General features: G+C 62.6%; 14 protein-coding genes. 3 read left to right on the forward strand and 11 right to left on the reverse strand.

The window, feature by feature from the left end; all coding sequences use genetic code 11:
- Nucleotides 1-137: 137 nt before the first annotated feature.
- Genes OHL11_RS14550 through truA form a run of 4 tightly spaced genes read right to left on the reverse strand, consistent with a single transcriptional unit; the run spans nucleotide 138 to nucleotide 3,605 of the window.
- The gene (locus OHL11_RS14550; RefSeq protein ID WP_263372254.1) at nucleotides 138-1,073 is read right to left on the reverse strand and encodes a DMT family transporter; all 936 of its coding nucleotides are present in this window, start codon (nucleotides 1,071-1,073) and stop codon (nucleotides 138-140) included.
- Nucleotides 1,070-2,272 carry a M20/M25/M40 family metallo-hydrolase gene (locus OHL11_RS14555; protein ID WP_263372255.1) on the reverse strand — a complete coding sequence of 401 codons (1,203 nt, stop codon included), beginning with the start codon at nucleotides 2,270-2,272 and terminating at the stop codon, nucleotides 1,070-1,072. The genes OHL11_RS14550 and OHL11_RS14555 overlap by 4 nt, the downstream gene beginning before the upstream one ends.
- Complete coding sequence (locus tag OHL11_RS14560; protein WP_263372256.1) at nucleotides 2,269-2,748, reverse strand: hypothetical protein; 480 nt, start codon at nucleotides 2,746-2,748, stop codon at nucleotides 2,269-2,271. The genes OHL11_RS14555 and OHL11_RS14560 overlap by 4 nt, the downstream gene beginning before the upstream one ends.
- A gap of 11 nt (nucleotides 2,749-2,759) precedes the next feature.
- On the reverse strand, nucleotides 2,760-3,605 hold the full coding sequence (gene truA / locus OHL11_RS14565) for a tRNA pseudouridine(38-40) synthase TruA (RefSeq protein ID WP_263372257.1): 846 nt from the start codon (nucleotides 3,603-3,605) through the stop codon (nucleotides 2,760-2,762).
- Between the two features lie 196 nt (nucleotides 3,606-3,801).
- Here truA and OHL11_RS14570 point away from each other — a divergent pair, with 196 nt between their 5' ends.
- Both OHL11_RS14570 and OHL11_RS14575 read left to right on the forward strand, forming a co-directional pair.
- On the forward strand, nucleotides 3,802-5,979 hold the full coding sequence (locus OHL11_RS14570) for a TolC family protein (protein ID WP_263372258.1): 2,178 nt from the start codon (nucleotides 3,802-3,804) through the stop codon (nucleotides 5,977-5,979).
- A gap of 86 nt (nucleotides 5,980-6,065) precedes the next feature.
- On the forward strand, nucleotides 6,066-8,159 hold the full coding sequence (locus OHL11_RS14575) for a thioredoxin domain-containing protein (RefSeq protein ID WP_263372259.1): 2,094 nt from the start codon (nucleotides 6,066-6,068) through the stop codon (nucleotides 8,157-8,159).
- Nucleotide 8,160: 1 nt separating this feature from the next.
- Here OHL11_RS14575 and OHL11_RS14580 read toward each other — a convergent pair whose 3' ends face one another.
- Nucleotides 8,161-9,090 carry a mechanosensitive ion channel family protein gene (locus OHL11_RS14580; protein ID WP_263372260.1) on the reverse strand — a complete coding sequence of 310 codons (930 nt, stop codon included), beginning with the start codon at nucleotides 9,088-9,090 and terminating at the stop codon, nucleotides 8,161-8,163.
- A gap of 55 nt (nucleotides 9,091-9,145) precedes the next feature.
- Entirely contained in the window at nucleotides 9,146-10,645 is a 1,500-nt protein-coding gene (locus OHL11_RS14585) for a S8 family peptidase (protein ID WP_263372261.1), read from the reverse strand.
- A gap of 190 nt (nucleotides 10,646-10,835) precedes the next feature.
- On the opposite strand from OHL11_RS14585, the gene OHL11_RS14590 reads away from it, so the two are divergent.
- Nucleotides 10,836-12,995 (forward strand): alpha-ketoacid dehydrogenase subunit alpha/beta, encoded by a 2,160-nt coding sequence (locus tag OHL11_RS14590; RefSeq protein ID WP_263372262.1) that lies wholly within the window; start codon nucleotides 10,836-10,838, stop codon nucleotides 12,993-12,995.
- Between the two features lie 88 nt (nucleotides 12,996-13,083).
- On the opposite strand, the gene aceB is transcribed toward OHL11_RS14590, so the two are convergent.
- The 5 genes from aceB to OHL11_RS14615 are packed head-to-tail and all read right to left on the reverse strand — an operon-like array spanning nucleotide 13,084 to nucleotide 19,595.
- A complete protein-coding gene (gene aceB, locus OHL11_RS14595) occupies nucleotides 13,084-14,688 on the reverse strand; it encodes a malate synthase A (protein WP_263372263.1) in 1,605 nt (534 codons plus the stop codon).
- Between the two features lie 20 nt (nucleotides 14,689-14,708).
- A complete protein-coding gene (locus tag OHL11_RS14600; protein ID WP_263372264.1) occupies nucleotides 14,709-15,476 on the reverse strand; it encodes a 2-keto-4-pentenoate hydratase in 768 nt (255 codons plus the stop codon).
- Nucleotides 15,477-15,520: 44 nt separating this feature from the next.
- A complete protein-coding gene (locus tag OHL11_RS14605) occupies nucleotides 15,521-16,888 on the reverse strand; it encodes a (Fe-S)-binding protein (RefSeq protein ID WP_263372265.1) in 1,368 nt (455 codons plus the stop codon).
- Nucleotides 16,888-18,105 carry an FAD-binding oxidoreductase gene (locus OHL11_RS14610; RefSeq protein ID WP_263372266.1) on the reverse strand — a complete coding sequence of 406 codons (1,218 nt, stop codon included), beginning with the start codon at nucleotides 18,103-18,105 and terminating at the stop codon, nucleotides 16,888-16,890. Before OHL11_RS14610 ends, OHL11_RS14605 begins: the two co-directional genes overlap by 1 nt.
- Nucleotides 18,105-19,595: an FAD-binding oxidoreductase gene (locus OHL11_RS14615; RefSeq protein WP_263372267.1), complete on the reverse strand. Its 1,491-nt coding sequence runs from the start codon at nucleotides 19,593-19,595 to the stop codon at nucleotides 18,105-18,107. Before OHL11_RS14615 ends, OHL11_RS14610 begins: the two co-directional genes overlap by 1 nt.
- Between the last annotated feature and the right edge of the window lie 3 nt (nucleotides 19,596-19,598).

Below are 19,598 nucleotides of genomic sequence, written 5' to 3' on the forward strand. Positions count from 1 at the left end.
GGAGATCGAATTCACCGGGGAGGATGTCCGCCGCGGCGAAGGTTAGGTACGCCACTTATGTACGCCACAAGGATAGACGTGACGCTGGCGAAAAGGTCGCTAAGCCCGGCTGTGGAACATGATAGCGGCGACCGACGCTACGTGCCCGTCGTGGGTAGGATATCGCTGTTTTCGCCCGAGGTCGCGGCGGCGAGCTCGGCAAAGAGGATTCCGGCGAGGATGAGCGCAGCTCCTGTCAGCGAGCGCGTGCTGAGATGCTCGCCAAGGAAGAGCAGCGAAAAGAGCCACGCGAAGATGGGTTCCAGCGTGAAGATGAGTGCTGTGTGCGTGGCAGGCAAGTGCTGCTGCGCCCAGCTCTGGATGGTGAACGCCGCTGCGGTGGCGAGCAGAGCGGTGACGAGGAGAGCGACGATGACGATCGGCGTGAGATGCAGCATCGGCTTGCCGCCGAGTGGAAGCGTGATTGCCATGACGAGAGCGGCGAAACCGATTTGCAGCGTGCCGAGTTTGCGCGCGGAGCTGCGATGAGCGAAACGGGCGATGGTGAGCAGATGCAGGCCGTAAGCGAACGAGCAGCAGAGACTGAGCCACTCCCCGCGATGCAGCCCGGAAAAGACCGCCGCGCCAGAGCCGGGAGGCGTGGTGAGCAGTACTAGGCCCGCGAATGCGATGATCGCGCCGAGGAGGGCGGCGAACCCGGGCTTGCGGTGGTTCGGCGGAGCGAGCGCAGGGATGGTCGCCAGCAGCGGCACGATGACGACGACGAGGCCGGTGATGAAAGCTGACTTGGCGGCGGTCGTGTGGGCGAGCCCGGCGGTCTGGAACTGGTAGCCGAGGGCGAGGAAGAGTCCGGCGGAGGCGCCGCCGACCAGGTCGAAGCGGGTGAGCGTGCGGAGACTGTCGAAGTTGATGACCGCGAGCGCGAGGAATGCGAGTGTCATGCGCGCGAGGTTGAACGCCAGCGGCGTGGCGTCGTGGAGGGCGACTTTGACGAGCGCAAAGGTCGTTCCCCAGACGAGGGTGACGAGCGCAAGCAGGATGTGTGCGGTAAGGCTCGTGCGGCGCGGTGTCACTCGGCGGCTCCGACGAGGGCGCAGGTATCGAGCAGGAGCAACAGGATGCGGCGTAGCGCGAGCGTGCGGTTCGCAGGGGTGAACCATTCGCCGGTGGTGTGGATGCCTCCGCCTTGGCCGCCTGCGCCGATAGCCAATGCAGGGATGCCGACCGAGAGCGGGAGGTTCGCGTCGGTGGAGCCGAGGCGTGAGTCTGGCTGGAGCGAGAGGTGACGATCGACGGCGCGGAGGCTGGTAGCCAGCGCGGAGTTTGCGGCGAGCTCACCTGCGGGACGATCGCCGATGCGTTCGGCGGAGATGCTGAGGTCGGGCCAGCGGGCGATCACGCCGCTGAGATGCTTGAGGACCGACATCTCGAGGCGGTTCAACTCATGCGCGGAGGCGGAGCGCAGGTCGAGGTCGGCTGAGGCTTCCGCGGGGATGGAGTTCACCGTGCTGCCGCCGAGGATCGTGCCGATGTTGAGCGTGGTGCGCGGCGTGGCCGGAAGGCTCAGGCGTTGCAGTTCAACGATCAACTCCGCGAGCGCGACGATGGGGTTGGGCCGATGCGAGTCCGCCCAGGAATGGCCGCCGGGACCGGTGAGCGAAATGCGCAGACGTCGACTGCCGAGCGCGCGATCGATGACGGTCGACGTGCCTGCGCCTTCGAGTGCAATGGCCGAACGGATCCGCGGAGCGTAGGGCGACGGGCCAAAGAGATGGCGCATGCCGCGCAGATCGCCGTGGCCTTCTTCGCCGACGTTCGCGGCAAAGAGAATGGTGGCGGCAGGCTGGATCTGCGAGTGCTTCAGCGCAGCGGCGAGCGCGAGTAACGCCGCGAGACCGGCTGCGTTGTCAGTGGCACCGGGCGCGTGGAGCGTACCGTCCTCCTCCTCGGTCGGCACAATGGGGGTGTCGGCGTCGAAGACGGTGTCGAGATGCGCGGAGAGCAGCACGCACTGCTCGCTGGCGCCGGGAAGCTCGGCGAGGGCATTGCCGGCTTCGTCGACGTGGACGTCGGCGAGGCCGAGATCGCGAAAGCGGTCGGCGAACCAGGCGGCGCGGGCTTGCTCGTGGAAGGTCGGGGCGGGAATCGCCACGAGTTCGCGCTGCCAACGGCGCACCTGCGGTTCATGCAAATGCAGCCAGCCAAAGGCAGCGTGCACGGCACGCTGTCCGGCGAGCGTGGTGATGCGGCGGTTCGCGGCGGAGTTCGTCACCAGCTGAATTTCTCCGCAGCGTTCGGCCGGACGTAAAAGGTCAGCTGTCCGGGATGGGTAGGCGTCCAGAGAGGCAGAGGGTTGCAGGTGTTTGCGTCCGTCACGCCTGTGCTGAGGATTGTCGCGACCGGAAAGATCTGGATTTGAGAGCCGCAGGAGACCTGCCCACTGACCCGGATTTGCAGCGCCGTCATGTTTGCGGCGAGGGTGAGTTTGGCGTTCCCACTCTCATCCGTGGTCAGGATCACGTCGAGGTCCTGGGCCCGCGAAGTCTCTGCGGTGTCAAGGCTGGAGATTGCTGAGGCACTTGAAGCTTCAGTAACGGTGAGCCGGGTCTTGGGCAGGGACTTTCCGCTGCGGCCATCGCGAAGCTGGATCTCAATCTGCGCTGCGGGCTGCGGCGTTTGAGCTGTGATCGCGGCGACGGTCGGAGCGAGGATCAGGCCAAGCAGCGAGATTTGGAAGCGCGTGGGCATGGATGCGAGACTCAGCTTTCACCTTCCAGTTTGCCAGCCTGCGGAGCTTGCGCTTCGTAATCCACCTGCTTGAGGAAGAGGCCACGTGCGGGCGCGGTCGGTCCTGCGGCGGTCCGGTTGCGAGCTGCGAGGATCGTCGGTATCTCGTCGGGCAGGATCGCACCGCGGCCGACGTCTACGAAGGTGCCGACGAGGTTGCGCACCATGTGGTGCAAAAAGCCCGTGCCGTGGACGCGGTAGATGAGCAGGCCGTCTTCGCGTGTCCACTCAGAGCGATCGATCGTCTTCACGGGATTAGGGCCGGAGCGCTGGCCGTCTTCGCGGAGAGATTTGTCAGGGTCACTGGCGGCAAAGGAGGTGAAGTCATGCGTGCCGAGGACCTGGCGCGATGCCTGCTGCATCAGCTCGAAATCGAGCGGCCAACGACAATCCCAGACGAAGGGTGCAAGGAAGGGCGAGCAGACGAGTTCGGCAGCGGGCTGGCCGGGTTGCTGGCGCACTCGCCGCTCAAAGACGCGGTATTCGTAGGTCTTGCCGCGCGCGGAGTGGCGCGCGTGGAAGCTTTCCGGGACGAGCTCCGCTTGCAGCACGCGAATGCTCTGCGGCAGCACGCGATTGAGCGCGCGGAGGAAGTTCGTGGGCGGCAGCGCACCGTTCAACGGAAAGGATATGACCTGGGCGAGGGCGTGAACACCGGCGTCGGTGCGCCCCGAGCCCTGCGGCTGTACGGATTCGCCGGTGAGGTGATGGATGGCTTCGCTGAATGCTGCCTGTACGGTGGGCAGACCGTTGGGCTGGATCTGCCAGCCGTGGAAACTGCTGCCGTCATAGCTGATTGTGAGCTTCCAGTGCGCCATCTTGGGGTTGCCTTGCGTCCTCTGTCGAAATGGTACAGAGTTTGGTGCGGTGGAATACACGACGTCGTCGCGCGACGAAGTTATACTCGTGAGGATTCCCGCGCGTGGCTTTTCAGGTTGTTGGAACTTCGCGCTGGTGTCGTCCGTATGTAGTTGCAGAGGATCGTTGTGCGCGATCCCCGGAGACCAGGAAACGATGTTGAAGCATTTGCAGGCGGCGGCGTGTGTCGCCCTGACGTTGGCCAGCGCATCTGCGCAGATGGCTGCGCAACCTTTTCAGGCCGCACCCCAGCAACAGCAGGGGACGCCGAACGCTGCGCAGACAGGCGGTCAGGTAAGCCCGACGACGCCCGCTACGGCCGTGCCGGTGCAGAACGACACGACCGGCGATCCGAACCTGCCGCAGGCCCCCGCGCCGAAGCTGACTGAGCCGCTGTATCTGCGTCCGACGACGCGTGATTACACCGAGGGCTATCGCTTCCTTCCGAATCCGCTGCTCGATTACAAGGCGATCTCGTATCCCGGACAACGCCTGACGAACACCTCCGACCTTCGTGATCTGCTGCACGACGGCAAGATTTACATGAGCCTGTCGGACGCTGTGGCGCTGGCGCTCGAGAACAACTACGACATTGCGGTCGCCCGCATCAACCTCGACATCGCGGATACGGACATTCTGCGCGCGAAGGCAGGCTCGACGCTGCGCGGCGTTTCGACCTCGATCGTGGACAACACGCTGGGCGGCACGACCACCACGATCACCACCGGTGGCGGCCCTGCGGGAACGACTTCAAGCACGGCCGGCACGGGTGCTTCAGGACTCGTCCTGAGCACCAATGGCGGCGGTCCCGCGCCCGAGGTCTTCGACCCGGTTCTGACCGGCACAGTGAGCTACGAAAGCTCGACAACGCCCCAGAGCACGACGGTTCTGACCGGAACCAATACGCTGAACCAGAAGCTGTTCACCTGGAACGCGGGCTATCAACAGGGGTTCAAGACGGGCACCTTGCTGAACGTGACCTTCGATAACTCTCGCACGGGCACCAACAGCGAGCGCTCGACCTACAGCCCGCTCTACCAGAACAATTTCAAGGCCCAGCTCACGCAGCATCTGCTGCAGGGCTTCGGGCTCTGGCTGAACACGCGCTTCATCGTGCAGGCAAAGAACAACCGTCGCATCGAAGACTCGGTTTTCCGTCAGCAGGTGCTTTACACCGTCAACCAGGTAGAGAACATCTACTGGGCGGTGGTAAGCGCGTATGAGGACGAGCAGGCCAAGGAACGCGCGCTGCAGCAGTCGACGCAGCTGGCGAATGACAATCGTAAGCAGTTGCAGATCGGCACGCTGGCTCCGCTGGACGTGGTGAACTCCGACTCGACGGTAGCCACCGACAAGCAGTCCCTGATCACCTCGCAGACGAATCTTGAGTATCAGCAATTGCTGCTGAAGCAGGCCGTCGCCCGCAACCTGAATGATCCCGAATTGACCCACGCGCCGGTAGTACCGACCGACCGCGCCGGGTTGGGTCGCTTGCCCGAAGAGGACATGCAGGTGGAGGACCTTGTGCGCGAAGCGTACGAGAACAACCCTCAGATTGAGCAGGCCATGCTCAACATGAAGAACAACAAGATCACGATCCGTGCAGAGAAGAACGGTCTGCTGCCTGTCGTGGATGCGTATGGTTTCTACGCGGGATCGGGACTTACGGGATCGCAGAACCCTTCGCTGAACTGCAACACGAGCACGACCACGAACACATTTGTACCGTGCGCGTCGAACTACTATCAGCAGCAGAATATTCCGACCGGCGGCTACGGCTCTTCGCTGAGCAACTCCTTCAGCGGCAAGGCCCCGGACTGGTCGGTGGGCGTGAATATCTCGGTGCCGCTGCGCAACCGTGCGGCGCAGGCTGACCAGGTTCGTTCGCAGATGGAGCTTCGCCAAAGCGAGATGCGCCTGCAGCAGCTGTACACGCAGATCCGCATCCAGGTTGTGAACGCGATGTATGCGATCACGAACGATCGCGCTTCGGTGGTGTCGGCGCAGTCGGCGCGGGACTATCAAGCGCAGGCGTTGGAAGCGGAGCAGAAGAAGTATCGTTTGGGAGCTTCGACGACCGCGAACGTGTTGCAGCAGGAACGCAATCTGGCAACAGCAGAGAACACGCTGATCTCGGCGAACTCGGCGTTTGCGCGCGATCGCTCCTCGCTGAACCAGCTGCTGGCGAACACGCTGGATCGTTACGGCATTACCCTTCAGGATGCGACGACGGGCAACCTCGCGCAGAGGCCCGTGATTCCGGGGCTGACGCCGCCGGTGCCGCCCGCTCCGCCAAAGCCGCTGACGGCCGATCCCGGACCACTGCAGCAGTAACGCCGTAAACTAAGAGATGACAGGACGCGAAGGGCCGCAGCGATGATGCTGCGGCCTTCGCTTGCAAGGGAGCAGGACGGAAAAGCATGAGCGAGCAGATGACCCACGATCACGGGACAGAAAATGCATTGGCGAAGTCAGCAAGCGGATACCTGCGCTCGGCGCGGCATCAACCGGTGCTGTGGATGGAGTGGGGTACTGAGGCTTTCGCGAAGGCGCAGGCTGAGGACAAGCCGGTGCTGCTCGACATCGGCGCGGTGTGGTGCCACTGGTGCCATGTGATGGACCGCGAAAGCTACGAGGATGCGGCGACGGCGGAGATGATCAACGAGCACTTCATCGCCGTGAAGGTGGACCGCGACGAGCGTCCCGATGTGGACGCGCGTTATCAGGCTGCGGTGTCGGCGATCAGCGGACAAGGCGGCTGGCCGCTCACGGCGTTCCTCACGCCGGATGGCCGCCCCTACTTCGGTGGGACGTACTTTCCGCCGGACGATCGCTATCAGCGTCCGAGCTTTCGACGTGTGCTTGGCCTGATGGCCGACGCTTATGAAGATAAGCGCGACGAAGTGCTGGAGACCGCTGGCAGCGTGATGGCTGCGCTTGAGCACAATGAAAATTTCTCCGGTCGTGCTGCCGGAGTGGATGGCGAGTTGGGCCGCGAGATTCTTGCGAAGCTGATCAACGCGCCGCTACGCCAGTTCGATGGGCGCAATGGCGGCTTTGGCTCGCAGCCGAAGTTCCCGCACAGTGGCGCGATCGATCTGTTGATCGATGCTGCGGGCCGCGGTGGTGTGGAGTCGGACAACGCCCGTATGGTTGCGGAAACGACGCTGCGCAAGATGGCTTCAGGCGGCATTCACGATCAGCTTGCCGGCGGCTTCCATCGCTACTCGGTGGATGAGCGTTGGATCGTGCCGCACTTTGAAAAGATGGCTTACGACAACGCCGACCTGCTGAAGAATTATGCGCATGCGTTCGCTTCCTTCGCGCAGCCAGACTTCGCACAGGTGGCGAACGGCATCGTGAAGTGGATGGATGAGTGGCTGTCGGACCGCAAGCTGGGCGGCTTCTACGGTTCTCAGGATGCGGATGATTCGCTGGAAGATGACGGCGATTATTTCACCTGGACGCGCGATGAAGCCAAGGCTGTGCTGTCTCCCGAAGAGTTCGCGGCTGCATCCGCGTTCTACAACCTGCGTCCTGTGGGCGACATGCACCACAATCCGCTGAAGAACGTGCTGCACGTCGCGCCTGCAAAGGTGGATGAGGCCGCGCTGGAACGTGCTCACGCGAAGATGTACGCCGCGCGCCTGCTTCGCAAGACGCCTTACGTGGATAAGACGATTTATGTGGGATGGAATGGTATGTGCATCTCGGCGTACTTTACCGCTGCTGCCGCGTTGAACCTGCCCGAGGCACGTACGTTTGCGTTGAAGTCGATGGACCGCGTACTGGCTACGGCGTGGGATGGAACGACGCTGCAGCGCGTAGTCGCCTACGGAGAGCAGGGAGGCACGGCAACTCCGATTCCTGCGGTGCTCGAGGACTACGCGTTTGTGACACAAGCAGCGCTCGATGCCTTTGAAGCAAGCGGAGAGCTTCGTTACTACGAGGCTGCGAAGGGACTCACCGACGCGATGCTCTTGAAGTTCTACGACGCTGAAGGTGGCGCGTTCTTCGACGCCGAGCTGCAGGTGGAAGCCATCGGCGCCCTCGCTGCACGCCGTAAGCCGTTACAAGATTCGCCGACGCCTTCGGGGAATTCCGTAGCCGCAAATGTGCTGCTGCGTGTGGGCGATCTGAGCGGCGATGACACCTATGTCGAGCGTGGACGCGAGACGCTTGAGACATTCGCAGGGGTTGTAGAACACTTCGGGCTGTATGCGGCGAGCTACGCGCTTTCGCTACGTCGCTTGCTCGAAGGCGGCTTGCAGATTGCGATCGTGGGCGAAGGGCAGAAGGCTGAGGAGCTTGCCCTCGCAGCGACGATGCGCTACGCGGCGAACAAGAGCATCATTCGCCTGAGCCGTGAGCAGATGGGGGCGTTGCCGCCTGCGCTGGCTGAGACGCTGCCGCATCTGCCGGAGGCTGAGGCCGTCGCGCTCGTATGCCGAGGCAAAACATGTGCGCCCCCGGTGTTTGAACCGGAGGCGCTGTTGGACCTGCTCGACGAATAGGCTACGAAGCCGTGGAGGGCGCAGCCGCTGTTGGATCATGCTGCAGCAGAATGGTGCTGCTAGTAGCTCCAAAAGCGATGCGCTCGCGGGCAAAGGCAAGCAGAATGCGGCGGCGAAGCTCACGAAGCACGCCGTCGCGCTGATTGGCTCGTACGCGCACGCTGATGGGGTAGATCGCTTCGTTGCCGGAGATCTTGTCCACGCCTACGATGGTCGGGTCGGAGATGACGATGTCGTTGAAGATCGCGTCCTGCCGGACTTCCTGCGCGAGCTTGGTGAGCACTTCGACGACGCGATCGGGGTTCTCCTTCGGATCGACGGAGACGTTGAGCGTCGCGATCGAGAAGTCACGCGATAGGTTCGACACTGTCGTGATCTGCGAGTTTGGCACGATGTAAAGAGTGCCGTCGCCGTCGCGGAGCTGTGTGATGCGCAGCGTGAAATCTTCGACGGTGCCGGTGAGGCCAGCGAGCTTCACGACATCGCCGACACTGTACTGGTCTTCGACAAGTACAAAGATGCCGGTGAGCATGTCCTTGAAGATGGACTGCGCGCCGAAGGAAATGCCGAGGCCGATGACTCCGGCGGAAGCGATGAAGGTGCCGAGTGGCACACCGACCGCACCGAGAATCTGCATGACCAAATACGCGCCGATGAGGCCGAAGGCCGTGGCACGGATGATGCCTGAGAGCGTCCGTAGCTGCGCCGCACGGTGCGAGTTACCCACGTGCGCATCGGCGCGCTTGCGCAGGCGGCTGACAAAGAAGCGCACGATGACGCCTGCGATGAACGCGAGGATCAATGCGACGACAATCTTTGGTAAACCCGTCTGCACGAAGTCCACAAAGGCGGCGTGCCAGCCGACTTCGACTGAGTGAAGCGTCTTCTCATTCTGCGGGAGCGACGGGGGGAGGAGCGAGGGCTGCAGCATGATCTTGTCCCTGGCCGCTAGGAGCGGCGTCGCCTAAGGATAACGAATACGCGGGCTAAGGCGTGGCATACAGAGCCGCGGGCAAGTTGAGCTGACGCTCGCTCATGTAGATCGATGGTGTCGCAGAAGTTTGAAGAACGGTAATGATCTGCGCGGCACTCCATGCGGGATGCGCCGCTTTGAGCAGCGCAGCGGCACCCGCGAGAAGCGGCGCGGACGCGCTCGTTCCCATCGCCTGCACGTACGCTACATGGCCGAGACCGAAGCAGCCGAAGCTCTTGCCGGAGGCGGGAAGGCCGTCGGTGGTGTTTGCGATGCCACTGGAACACGCGCCGAAGATCCAGCCGCTCGTCGCGTCGTCTGCACCTTCTGGCAATGCGCCTCCGGGGGCTGCGATCGAATTTGGCGCGTTGAAGTTCGCGTAAGAAGCTCGCGCTACCGGCCCTGCAGCGCAGATCGCATTGGGCTTAGGGTTTTCGACGCAATCAGCGTTCGTGGTAGCGGTGACTGCGAGAACGCCGCGAGCTTGTGATGGAAGCTCGATATATCGACCGGTGGAGAGATCGATGCCGTCGTTGCCGGTCGCCGCGATGATCACCGTTCCGGCTTGCTGCGCGGCATAGGTGACGCGGTCGAAGCTCGTCTTCCAGCCTGCGCCGTCGCCGGTGGTGAGGTCGACGAGCGTGCCAAGCGAAAGCGAGATGACGTCAGCGTGCTGCGCGAGCGCGTCGTTGATGCCCGTCAGCACCCAGCTCAACAGGCCGCCGGTGTCGCCCGCCTCGCAGGCGGCGAGTGTGCTGCTCTGGCCTATGGCGGGCATTCGCTGCAGAACCTTGATGTTGAGTAACGTTGCTTCTGGCGCAACGCCGACGGTTTCTCCGCCGCCGAGAGCGCCAGCGGCGAGGGACGCGACCCAGGTTCCGTGTCCTTGTTGATCCTGGGGAGATCCGTCATCGCAGGGGCTCGGCAGCGCAGTCTGATCGACCTCACTGAGATTGATAGCAACATTGTTGATGAGGTCTGGGTGATTGCTGTCGATGCCTGAGTCCAGTACAGCGATCCGTACACCAGCACCTCGCGTGGAGTTCCACGGGCCCACGCTCGGGCCGCCTGCGATGCTGTTGCCGTAACCCCCTGAAGCTCGCACGGCCCAGCCTGCCGGAGAGTTGTAGGCAGCGTCGACAGTCGTCGGGTTACTCGAGGACGCGAGGCTACGCCGCGGAGCTCCGATGCTTTCGATGAAGGGATGAAGCTCGCGCACACCGCGCACACGAAGTGCGTGACCGCTGACGTAGCGATCGCGGACCACGGCGAGCACTCCGGGCTGCATCCGCATCGCGGTTGCGGTGATCTGCTCGACGTTGTTGTCGACGGTGAGAATGCTGGCATTCAGGTGCGGCATGTTGCGCAGGCCGCGCGCTCCGAACCATCGCGCATTCTGCTGCACGAGCGGTAGAGAGGCTGGCTTGTCGTAGAAGACAACGAGCCGTGTCGTCTGTGCGCAGAGCGAGGCAGGCAGCAAAGCAGCGAACAGGAGAACGAGACGTTGCAACATGCGGAGTGGAACCTCGCGCGATGGTTTCGCGGACGCAGGCTTCATCGGCGATTGCGGTGTGAGGCAGCGGTTGCGCCGAAGCTTCGGACACAGCTCAAGTTTCCACCGCAGACGCCGAGCCGAAGAGGCCGCGGGACAGGTAAAATCTTTAGTTGCAGCAGGAGGGCTTATCTACGTGGCGCAGAAGACGATGAAGACAGTAAAAGAGACCGCGAAGAAATCTGCGTCCTATGGTGGGCTGACTCCTGAAGAGCTGATTCGGTTCTATCGGACGATGTACACCTCACGAAAGGTGGATGATCGCGAGATTCTGCTGAAGCGCCAGCAAAAGATCTTCTTCCAGATTTCGTGCGCGGGACATGAGGCGATTCTCGTGGCCGCGGGTATGGCGATGAAGCCGGGCTACGACTGGTTCGTGCCGTACTATCGCGATCGCGCGATCTGCCTGGCGCTGGGCAATACGCCGGAAGACCAGTTGCTGCAGGCGGTGGGAGCGGCGACAGACCCCGCAAGCGGCGGACGCCAGATGCCCTCGCACTGGACGTCGAAGGAACTGCATATTGTTTCGCCGAGCTCGTCGACCGCGACGCAGTGCTTGCACGCGATTGGTTGCGCGGAAGCCGGACGCTATTACAAGAACCATCCCGACGCGGCGAAGAAGGCCACGGGCGACTATCGCGAGTTCAAGGATGTGGTGTGGCACGGCGACGAGGTAACGTATGTCTCGATCGGCGAAGGCTCGACCTCGCAGGGTGAGTTCTGGGAGTCGCTGAACACGGCCTCGAATGCGAAGCTGCCTGTGGTGTATGTGGTCGAGGACAACGGTTATGCGATCTCGACGCCGGTGGAAGCGAATACGCCAGGCGGGAATATCTCCAAGCTGATTGCGAACTTCCCGAACTTCCACTTTGCTGAGGTGGATGGCACGGATGCGATCGCGAGCTATGAGGCGATGGTCGAGGCTGTGGCGTATGCTCGCGCAGGCAAGGGGCCAGCGCTGGTTCATGCACACGTGATTCGCCCTTACTCTCACTCGCTTTCGGATGATGAGCGCAACTACCGCTCTGCCGAAGAGCTCGAGGCAGATGCTCTGCGTGATCCGATTGCGAAGATGCAGGTGTGGCTGATTCGCGAGGGAATTCTTGATGCGGATGGCGTCAAAGCGCTGGAGCATGAGGTGGATGTTGAGGTGCAGGACGCAGCGGACCGCGCGCTTGCAGCTCAGCCTGCGCAGCCTGAGTCGATCTTCGTGCATCAGTACTCGGAAGACTTGAAGCCGACGGATGCGATCTTTGCGACCGAGCCGAAGTTTGAAGGCGAAGACCGTACGATGGCGGATCTCATCAACGCCACGCTGCATGACGAGATGCGTCGCGATGAGCGCATCGTGGTCTTTGGTGAAGATGTTGCCGACGCAACGCGCGATGAGCCGCTGCGCGCGGGCAAACTGAAGGGCAAGGGCGGCGTGTTCAAGCTGACGAGCGGCTTGCAGAAGGAGTTTGGCAACGATCGTTGCTTTAACTCTCCGCTGGCCGAGGCGAACATTACGGGTCGTGCGATTGGCATGGCTGTACGCGGCCTGAAGCCGGTGGTGGAGATCCAATTCTTCGACTACATCTGGCCGGCGGTACACCAGATTCGCAATGAACTGAGCGTGATGCGCTGGCGCTCGAACGGAACGTACTCTTCGCCGATGGTGATGCGTGTGCCAATTGGCGGCTATCTGACGGGCGGCTCGATCTATCACTCGCAGTCGGGCGAAAGCATCTTCACGCATATCCCGGGCTTGCGGATTGCGATGCCATCGAATGCGCTGGATGCAGCGGGCTTGTTGCGCACGGCGATTCGTTGCGACGATCCGGTGCTGTTCCTCGAGCACAAGCGTTTGTACCGCGAGACCTTTGGCCGCGCGCCGTATCCGGGGCCGGAGTATGCAATCCCGTTTGGCAAGGCGAAGATCGTGAAGCCAGGCAGGGACCTCACGGTGATCACCTACGGCGCGGTGGTGCCGCGTGCGCTGCAGGCTGCGCAGAAGCTCGAGCGCGAAAAGGGCATCAGCGTTGAGGTGATCGATCTGCGCACGCTCGCGCCGTATGACTGGGAAGCGATTGCGGAGTCAGTGAAGAAGACGAGCAAGGTGCTGGTCGCGTACGAGGACATGAAGAGCTGGGGCTATGGTGCGGAGATCGCCGCGCGCATTGGCGATGAGCTCTTCCATGATCTGGATGCGCCGGTGCGTCGCGTCGCAGGTCTTGATACATTTGTGGCGTATCAGCCGATTCTTGAGGACATCATCCTGCCGCAGCCGGAGCGGATTTATGACGCGATGGCGGAGCTGGCAGCGTTCTAGTTGGAGATCGCGCCTGTGTTCAGGTCGCGATGATCCTAACAAGATGTCAGAAGTGCAAAGGCCGCTGAGTGATCAGCGGCCTTTCTGTTTATGCGGTGTAGATCTCGTTATCCAGCACTCGCGCATAGGCGGGAGTGGTGAGGAAGTCCTGGAACTTAGGCGTCTTGATGAGTTCGCGCATCAGGAAGGCGGCATGCTCGTAGGCCTCGTAGCGGGCTTGCGGATAGGCTGTTTTGGCCTGCGCGAGTTCGGCGTCGATGTACTCGTCGCAAAGCTCTGCGGTGACCGCACGGCCATCTTCGAGCTTTGCATGATGATGCACCCACTGCCAGAGCTGTGCGCGTGAGATCTCCGCTGTGGCGGCGTCTTCCATGAGGTTGAAGAGCGGGACGCAGCCGATGCCGCGCAGCCATGCTTCTACATAGCCGAGACCGACAGCCACGTTCTGCTTCAGGCCTGCTTCCGTGATCGTGCCGGCCGGAACCTCAAGCAGTTCAGCAGCGGTGACGGCGAACTCCGGCGTCTGCTTGGTGATCTGGTTCGGCGTGGGCATGATGCGGTCGAAGACTTCCATCGCCACGGGCACGAGCGCCGGATGCGCGACCCACGTGCCGTCATGGCCGTTGGTGGCTTCGCGCTCCTTGTCAGCACGCACGCCCGCGATGGCCTTTTCGTTCGCCTCCGCGTCCGATTTGATCGGGATGAGCGCGCTCATGCCGCCCATAGCGTGGACATTGCGACGGTGGCAGGTCTTGATGCAGAGCTTGGAGTACTTGCTCATGAAGGGCGTCGCCATCGTAACCTGCGAGCGGTCGGGGAGAAGTATTGTCTCGTCAGCGGCGAGCTTCTTGATGAAGCTGAAGATGTAATCCCAGCGGCCGCAGTTGAGACCGGCAGAGTGCTCGCGTAGCTCGTAGAGGAACTCGTCCATCTCGAAGGTAGCGAGGATGGTTTCGATCAGGCACGTGGCCTTGATGGAGCCTTGCGGCACGCCGAGCATCTCTTGCGCGCGCACAAAGATCGAGTTCCAAAGGCGTGCTTCGAGGTGTGACTCCATCTTCGGCAGATAGAAGTAGGGACCGGTGCCGCGCGAGAGCGCTTCCTTGGCGTTATGGAAGAAGTAGAGCGCGAAGTCGAAGATGGAACCGCTCATGTATTCGCCGTCGACGAGGACGTGGCGCTCTTCCATGTGCCATCCGCGGCAACGGACGAAGAGTACAGCCGTCTCCGGCTTGAGCGCGTAGTCCTTGCCGTTGTTGGCGTCGTGGAAGGTGATGGTGCGGCGCACGGCGTCGCGGAGGTTGAGTTGGCCGTCGAGCAGGTTCTCCCACGTGGGTGTGGAAGAGTCTTCGAAGTCAGCCATGAAGACCTTCGCGCCGGAGTTCAGCGCGTTGATGATCATCTTGCGATCGACGGGGCCGGTGATCTCGACGCGCCGGTCGAGGATGTCGGCAGGCAGAGGGGCGACGGTCCACTCGGATTCGCGGATGTGCGCGGTCTCGGGAAGGAAGTCCGGGAGTTCGCCAGCGTCGATGCGCGCCTGGCGCGCCACGCGGTTCTCGAGAAGCTGCTTGCGCGTTGCGTTGAACTCACGCTGAAGAGCAACCGCAAACTCAAGGGCTTCGGGCGTGAGGATCTCAGCGTATTTGTCGGCAGTGGTGGCGTGAAGTTCGACGCCTGCGGGGAGAGACATAGCGACCTCGTTTTGGGGAGTTAGGCGAACTTCAGATCGACAGAGTCAGCGTGCGTGAACTTCGCTTCGACGGTGGAGCCAGCGCTGGCAGGTTCATTGCCGGTCCACGAACCTGTCGTGATCCACTGGCCCTTCTTCAGGCCGCCGGTGCGCTTGGCGCCTTCATTCGCAAGCCAAGGCAGGAGCTTGAGCAAATCACCGGATGTGTTGGAGCCGGTGCGCTCGACGCGTACAGCGCTATCGACAACGAGCGTTACGACCTCGGTATTCCAGTCGATGGATTGCCAGTCCGCGATGGCCGGGCCGTAGACGAAGCCGCCGTGCATCTGGATGTCTGCGAAGGCTGCGAGGCGTGTGGCCTTCGTCGGATCTTCAAACGCTGCTTCGAGCACTTCGATGGCGGGGTGGCATGAGGCCATAGCCGCAAGAGCTTCTTCGCGCGAATAAGGCTGCTCGCGCGGCGGAAGATCCTCGCCGACGAGGAAAGCGATCTCAGCCTCAAGACCTCGATAGCGCCAGCGCGCACCGGTGAGAGTCGATCCTGAGGCGGAGATCCACGCGAGGGGCATCGGTGCGAACACGGGAGTGGCTTCGGGAGTCGGCGCGCCTACTTTCCATCCGCCGATCTCGCCAAAGGCTTCGGCGATTTTGTCCTGCACGAAGTAGGCCTCGTCCATGTCCGCGGGGATAAGGTCTGCGGGCAAGTCGGTGAGCGTCTTGCCGGTGCGGCGTGCGTCGAGCAACACGTCGGCGGTCTTGGTGAGAATAGCTTCGCGATCTCCGGTCATCGGTGTAACTCCTTCTGTCAGTCTTTCAGTTTGCATGAGGGATGCTATGCGCGTCGACCTGCGAGCAACTCTTCTCGTGAGATGCCGCGCAGAGCGGCGTCGAGAATTTCTACGGTGTGGAAAGTGGGCAACTCGGCGTGGCCATTACGACGCAGCGATGCTGCGAGTTGCAACAGGCAGCCGGGATTTGCGCTGACGAGGGCTTCCGCTTCTGTGGCGAGGACGTTTGCCGCCTTGCGGTCGCCGAGTTCTGCAGCGGTCTCGGGATAGAGCAGGTTATAGACGCCGGCGGAGCCGCAGCAGAGATTGCCATCGGCGATCTCGCGAAGGTCGAGCGACGGGATGGACTGCAGCAGCGCGCGCGGAGGAGTGAAGATCCCCTGCGCGTGACGAAGGTGGCATGCATCGTGGTACGCGATGCGGATCGGCAGCGCATGGAACTCGGGCTTATCGTTCAGCGGCGAGAGCAACTCGGAGATGTCGCGGCAGCTTGCGGAGAACTTCGCCGCGCGTGCGGCCCATGTGGCGTCGTCGCGCAGCAGATGGCCGTACTCCTTCATCGTCGAGCCGCATCCCGCAGCGTTGATCACAATGAACTCAGCACCGGTGGATTCGAACTTTTCGATGAGGCGCTTGGCGTAGGCATGAGCTTCTTCCTCCAGTCCGGAGTGGACGAGGAGCGCGCCGCAGCAGCCTTGCGATTCGGGGATGACGACCTCGTAGCCGAAGGCGGTGAGGACGCGAATGGTGGCGCGATTGACGTGGTCGAAGTAGGCGTCTTGCACGCAGCCGGTGAGCATCGCGACGCGAGTGCGCATGGCTGCTGTGGTGGCGGCATTCTTCGTGGGCAGCGAATGAATGGGGTTCAGCGGAACGGTCGGGAGCAGCGCGTCCATCGCGGCAAGGCGTGCGGGCAGAAGCTTGAGCAAACCGCTCTTGCGCATGAGCGATTGCAGACCGGTACGTTGATAGATCGCGAGCGGCACGCCGAGCGAACGCAGGCGCTTCGGATGCGAGAAGGTTGCAAACAGCATCTTGCGGAAGAGGCGATCTGCAAAGGTGCGGGGGATATTTCGTTCAACCTGGCCGCGCGTGTCTTCGATCAGCTTGTTGTACTCAACGCCCGAGGGGCAGGCCGTCATGCAGCTCATGCAGCCGAGACAGTGGTCCATGTGTTGCTGGAAGGTTTCATCCAGCGGCGCCTCGCCTTGCGCGGCCTTGCGCATCATCCAGATGCGTCCGCGCGGGGAGTCCATCTCGTCCTGCCAGAGCGTGTAAGTGGGGCACGCAGGCAGGCAGAAGCCGCAATGGACGCAGGTGTCCATGACGGATTTTTCCGGCGGATGGATCGCGTCGAAGGCCGAAGGCTTGATGCTGACGAGCGTCTGCGGAGCTGTACCTGTGGAGTCCATCAGATGCCTCCTACGAAGGAGCCGGGGTTCAGTAACCGGTCGGCGTCAAACTCTTTTTTGACGGCACGCATGACGTCGATGGCTTGCGGCGCGATGCCCCAGGTGTCGATGAGTTCTGGCAGCCAGCCGCGACGCACGACGACTACATTGCCGCCCGAAGAGCGTAGCCGCGCGCGAAGGTCTTCGACGATAGCGACTGTGGTTTCGGGAGGCGCTTCGCAGACGAGCGTGATGATGCCGACGGGATCGACGACCGCGCGGATGCTGTGGTCGGGCTGCTGTGCGAGTTGCGCAAGTCCTGCGAGGATGGCAGCGAGCTTCGCCGGAAGCGCCGTGATCTTCAGGATCGAGGCTTCGCCGCGTGTGGCGAGGATCTCATCGCGGATTTGCCATACCTGTGGCGCGGCCGGCTCCATCGCGATGTCTCCCGCGAGGGCCAGCAGACGCTGCGTATGTTCGGCGAGGACTGAGTCGTTTGAGGCGAGCTCGATATCGAGCGCGAACGCGGTGCTCTCGTTGCGCATCTGCATGCGCTCCACGGCGAGCTGTTGAGCCAGAGCGGCCTTCATCACATCGGCCAGCGCTAAAGCATCATGCGAGCGCAGCGTGAAACTGGCAGCATTGATCGGCTGCGGATGCAGGCGGAAGCTGGCTTCGGTGATGATGCCGAGCGTGCCGAAAGAACCGATGAGGAGCTTCGGCAGATCGTACCCTGCGACATTCTTCACGACCTTGCCACCGGAGCGCGCAATGGTGCCGTCTGCAAGCACGATGGTGACGCCGAGGACAAGATCGCGGAGCGAGCCGTACTTGAGGCGCAGGAGACCGCTGTCATTTGTCGCGAGGATGCCGCCGACGGTTGCACTTTGTGGCGCAAAGGCATCGAGCGCGACGCGCTGATGATGCTCAGCGAGATGTTCTTCGAGCACCGCCCATGTGGTGCCCGCGCCGACGGTGCAGGTGAGGTCCTGCCAGATGTGCTCACGAATGCCCGCGAGGTTCGCGGTACTGATCGTGATGTCGGCATCGACAGGATTGCTCCAGCCGAGCTTAGTCGCGCCACCTTGCGTGCGCACAATCAGCTGTTCGCGCGCAGCGATTTTCATCACGGCGGAGACGTGATCGGTACTGAGTGGCGCGATCGTGTCGGGTCCTGCAAAGGGTGCGCCTGCAGCCTGTTCGAGTTCGTTGCGAAGAGTGTCGGTGAGTGCGCGCATTAGAAAATCTCCGCGATGCCCGCAGTGACAAGCGGGTGTTCGCGATGGGGTCCGTTGTGTCGCTCGCCGCAGAGGCGAGGCGTGGGAAAGAGCTTCTCGGGGTTCGCGAGCTCGTGCGGATCGAAGGCGTGGCGGACGCGTTGCATGACGGCAAGGTCAGGCTGCGCGTACATGTAGCTCATCTCGCATTGCTTCTCGCGTCCAACGCCGTGCTCCCCGGTGATGGATCCGCCTGCGTCGACGCAGAGGCGGAGGAGTTGATAAGAGACGTCGAGAGCGCGGGCTTCTTCGCCAGCGATCGAGCCATCGTAGAGCACCATCGGATGCAGGTTGCCGTCGCCGGCATGGAAGACGTTGGCGATGCGGAGACCAGTGGCCTTGCTGAGTGCATCGAACTGCGCGAGTACGCGCGGCAGAGCGGTGCGGGGGATCACGCCGTCCTGCACGATGTAGTTCGGCGAGACGCGACCCATGGCGGCGAAGGCGGCCTTGCGGCCCTTCCACACGACAGCGCGCTCAGCATCACTCTGCGCGAGTCGTTGCTCGGCAGCGCTGTTCTTTGCGGCGAGTTCGCGGACGCTTTGCATTTGCGCATTCACTTCGGCGGTGGGGCCATCGAGCTCGACGAGCAACAGGGCCTCGCAGTCTGGATAGCCAGCGTGCACAGCAGCCTCGCTCGCCACAATGCTGGTGTGGTCCATGATCTCCATCGCGGAGGCGAGGATGCCGCTGGCGATGACATCGGAGACGGTTTGTGCGGCGGCGCCGATGTTGTCGAAGGCTGCGAGCAGCGTCTGCACGGTCTCGGGCTTGCGCACGATGCGTAGCACCACGCTGGTAACGACGCCGAGTGTACCTTCGCTGCCGACAAAGGTGCCGAGCAGGTCGTAGCCGGGTTCGTTGACAACGCCATGCTCGCTGCCGAGCCAGGTGAGTTCGCCGGTGGGCAGGACGACCTCGCAGCCGAGGACGTGCGTGGAGGTGAAGCCGTACTTGAGGCAGTGCGCGCCGCCGGCGTTTTCGGCGACGTTGCCGCCGAGTGTACAGACCGTTTGGGATGACGGATCGGGGGCGAAGAAGTAGCCGCGATGCTTCACCGCTTCGGTGACCTGTGAGTTCGTCACGCCAGGCTCGGCGAAGACGCGTTCGTTATCGAAGTCCACGGAAAGGATGCGGTTCATGCGGGCGAGTCCGATGACGACGCAGCCTTCGGTGGGCAGCGCTCCACCGCTCAAGCCCGTGCCCGCGCCGCGCGAGACGAAGGGGATGCGGTGTTGGTGGCAGAGGCGCACGATCGCTTGCACCTCGGCGGTGGTGCGTGGGAGCGTGACGGCTCCGGGCACGGCGCGGAAGTTGGTGAGGCCGTCGCACTCGTAGGTCTGACGCTGCGCTTCATCGAGGATGAGGCCGGTGCCGAGCACGCGCGAAAGCTCCGCGAGCATGGCTGCGGGGATCGTGATCGTCGGAGCCGGTGCGGTGGGTGTGAGCATGGC

The sequence above is a fragment of the Granulicella cerasi genome (genome assembly GCF_025685575.1).
Taxonomy (GTDB): Bacteria; Acidobacteriota; Terriglobia; order Terriglobales; family Acidobacteriaceae; genus Granulicella; species Granulicella cerasi.

Coding starts and splice junctions, on each gene's coding strand:
- OHL11_RS14585 (WP_263372261.1), bottom strand. CDS start 10,645: ATGTTGCAACGTCTCGTTCTCCTGTTCGCTGCTTTGCTGCCTGCCTCG.
- OHL11_RS14600 (WP_263372264.1), bottom strand. CDS start 15,476: ATGACCGGAGATCGCGAAGCTATTCTCACCAAGACCGCCGACGTGTTG.
- OHL11_RS14605 (WP_263372265.1), bottom strand. CDS start 16,888: ATGGACTCCACAGGTACAGCTCCGCAGACGCTCGTCAGCATCAAGCCT.
- OHL11_RS14615 (WP_263372267.1), bottom strand. CDS start 19,595: ATGCTCACACCCACCGCACCGGCTCCGACGATCACGATCCCCGCAGCC.
- OHL11_RS14575 (WP_263372259.1), top strand. CDS start 6,066: ATGAGCGAGCAGATGACCCACGATCACGGGACAGAAAATGCATTGGCG.
- OHL11_RS14610 (WP_263372266.1), bottom strand. CDS start 18,105: ATGCGCGCACTCACCGACACTCTTCGCAACGAACTCGAACAGGCTGCA.
- aceB (WP_263372263.1), bottom strand. CDS start 14,688: ATGTCTCTCCCCGCAGGCGTCGAACTTCACGCCACCACTGCCGACAAA.
- OHL11_RS14560 (WP_263372256.1), bottom strand. CDS start 2,748: ATGCCCACGCGCTTCCAAATCTCGCTGCTTGGCCTGATCCTCGCTCCG.
- OHL11_RS14570 (WP_263372258.1), top strand. CDS start 3,802: ATGTTGAAGCATTTGCAGGCGGCGGCGTGTGTCGCCCTGACGTTGGCC.
- OHL11_RS14580 (WP_263372260.1), bottom strand. CDS start 9,090: ATGCTGCAGCCCTCGCTCCTCCCCCCGTCGCTCCCGCAGAATGAGAAG.
- truA (WP_263372257.1), bottom strand. CDS start 3,605: ATGGCGCACTGGAAGCTCACAATCAGCTATGACGGCAGCAGTTTCCAC.
- OHL11_RS14590 (WP_263372262.1), top strand. CDS start 10,836: ATGAAGACAGTAAAAGAGACCGCGAAGAAATCTGCGTCCTATGGTGGG.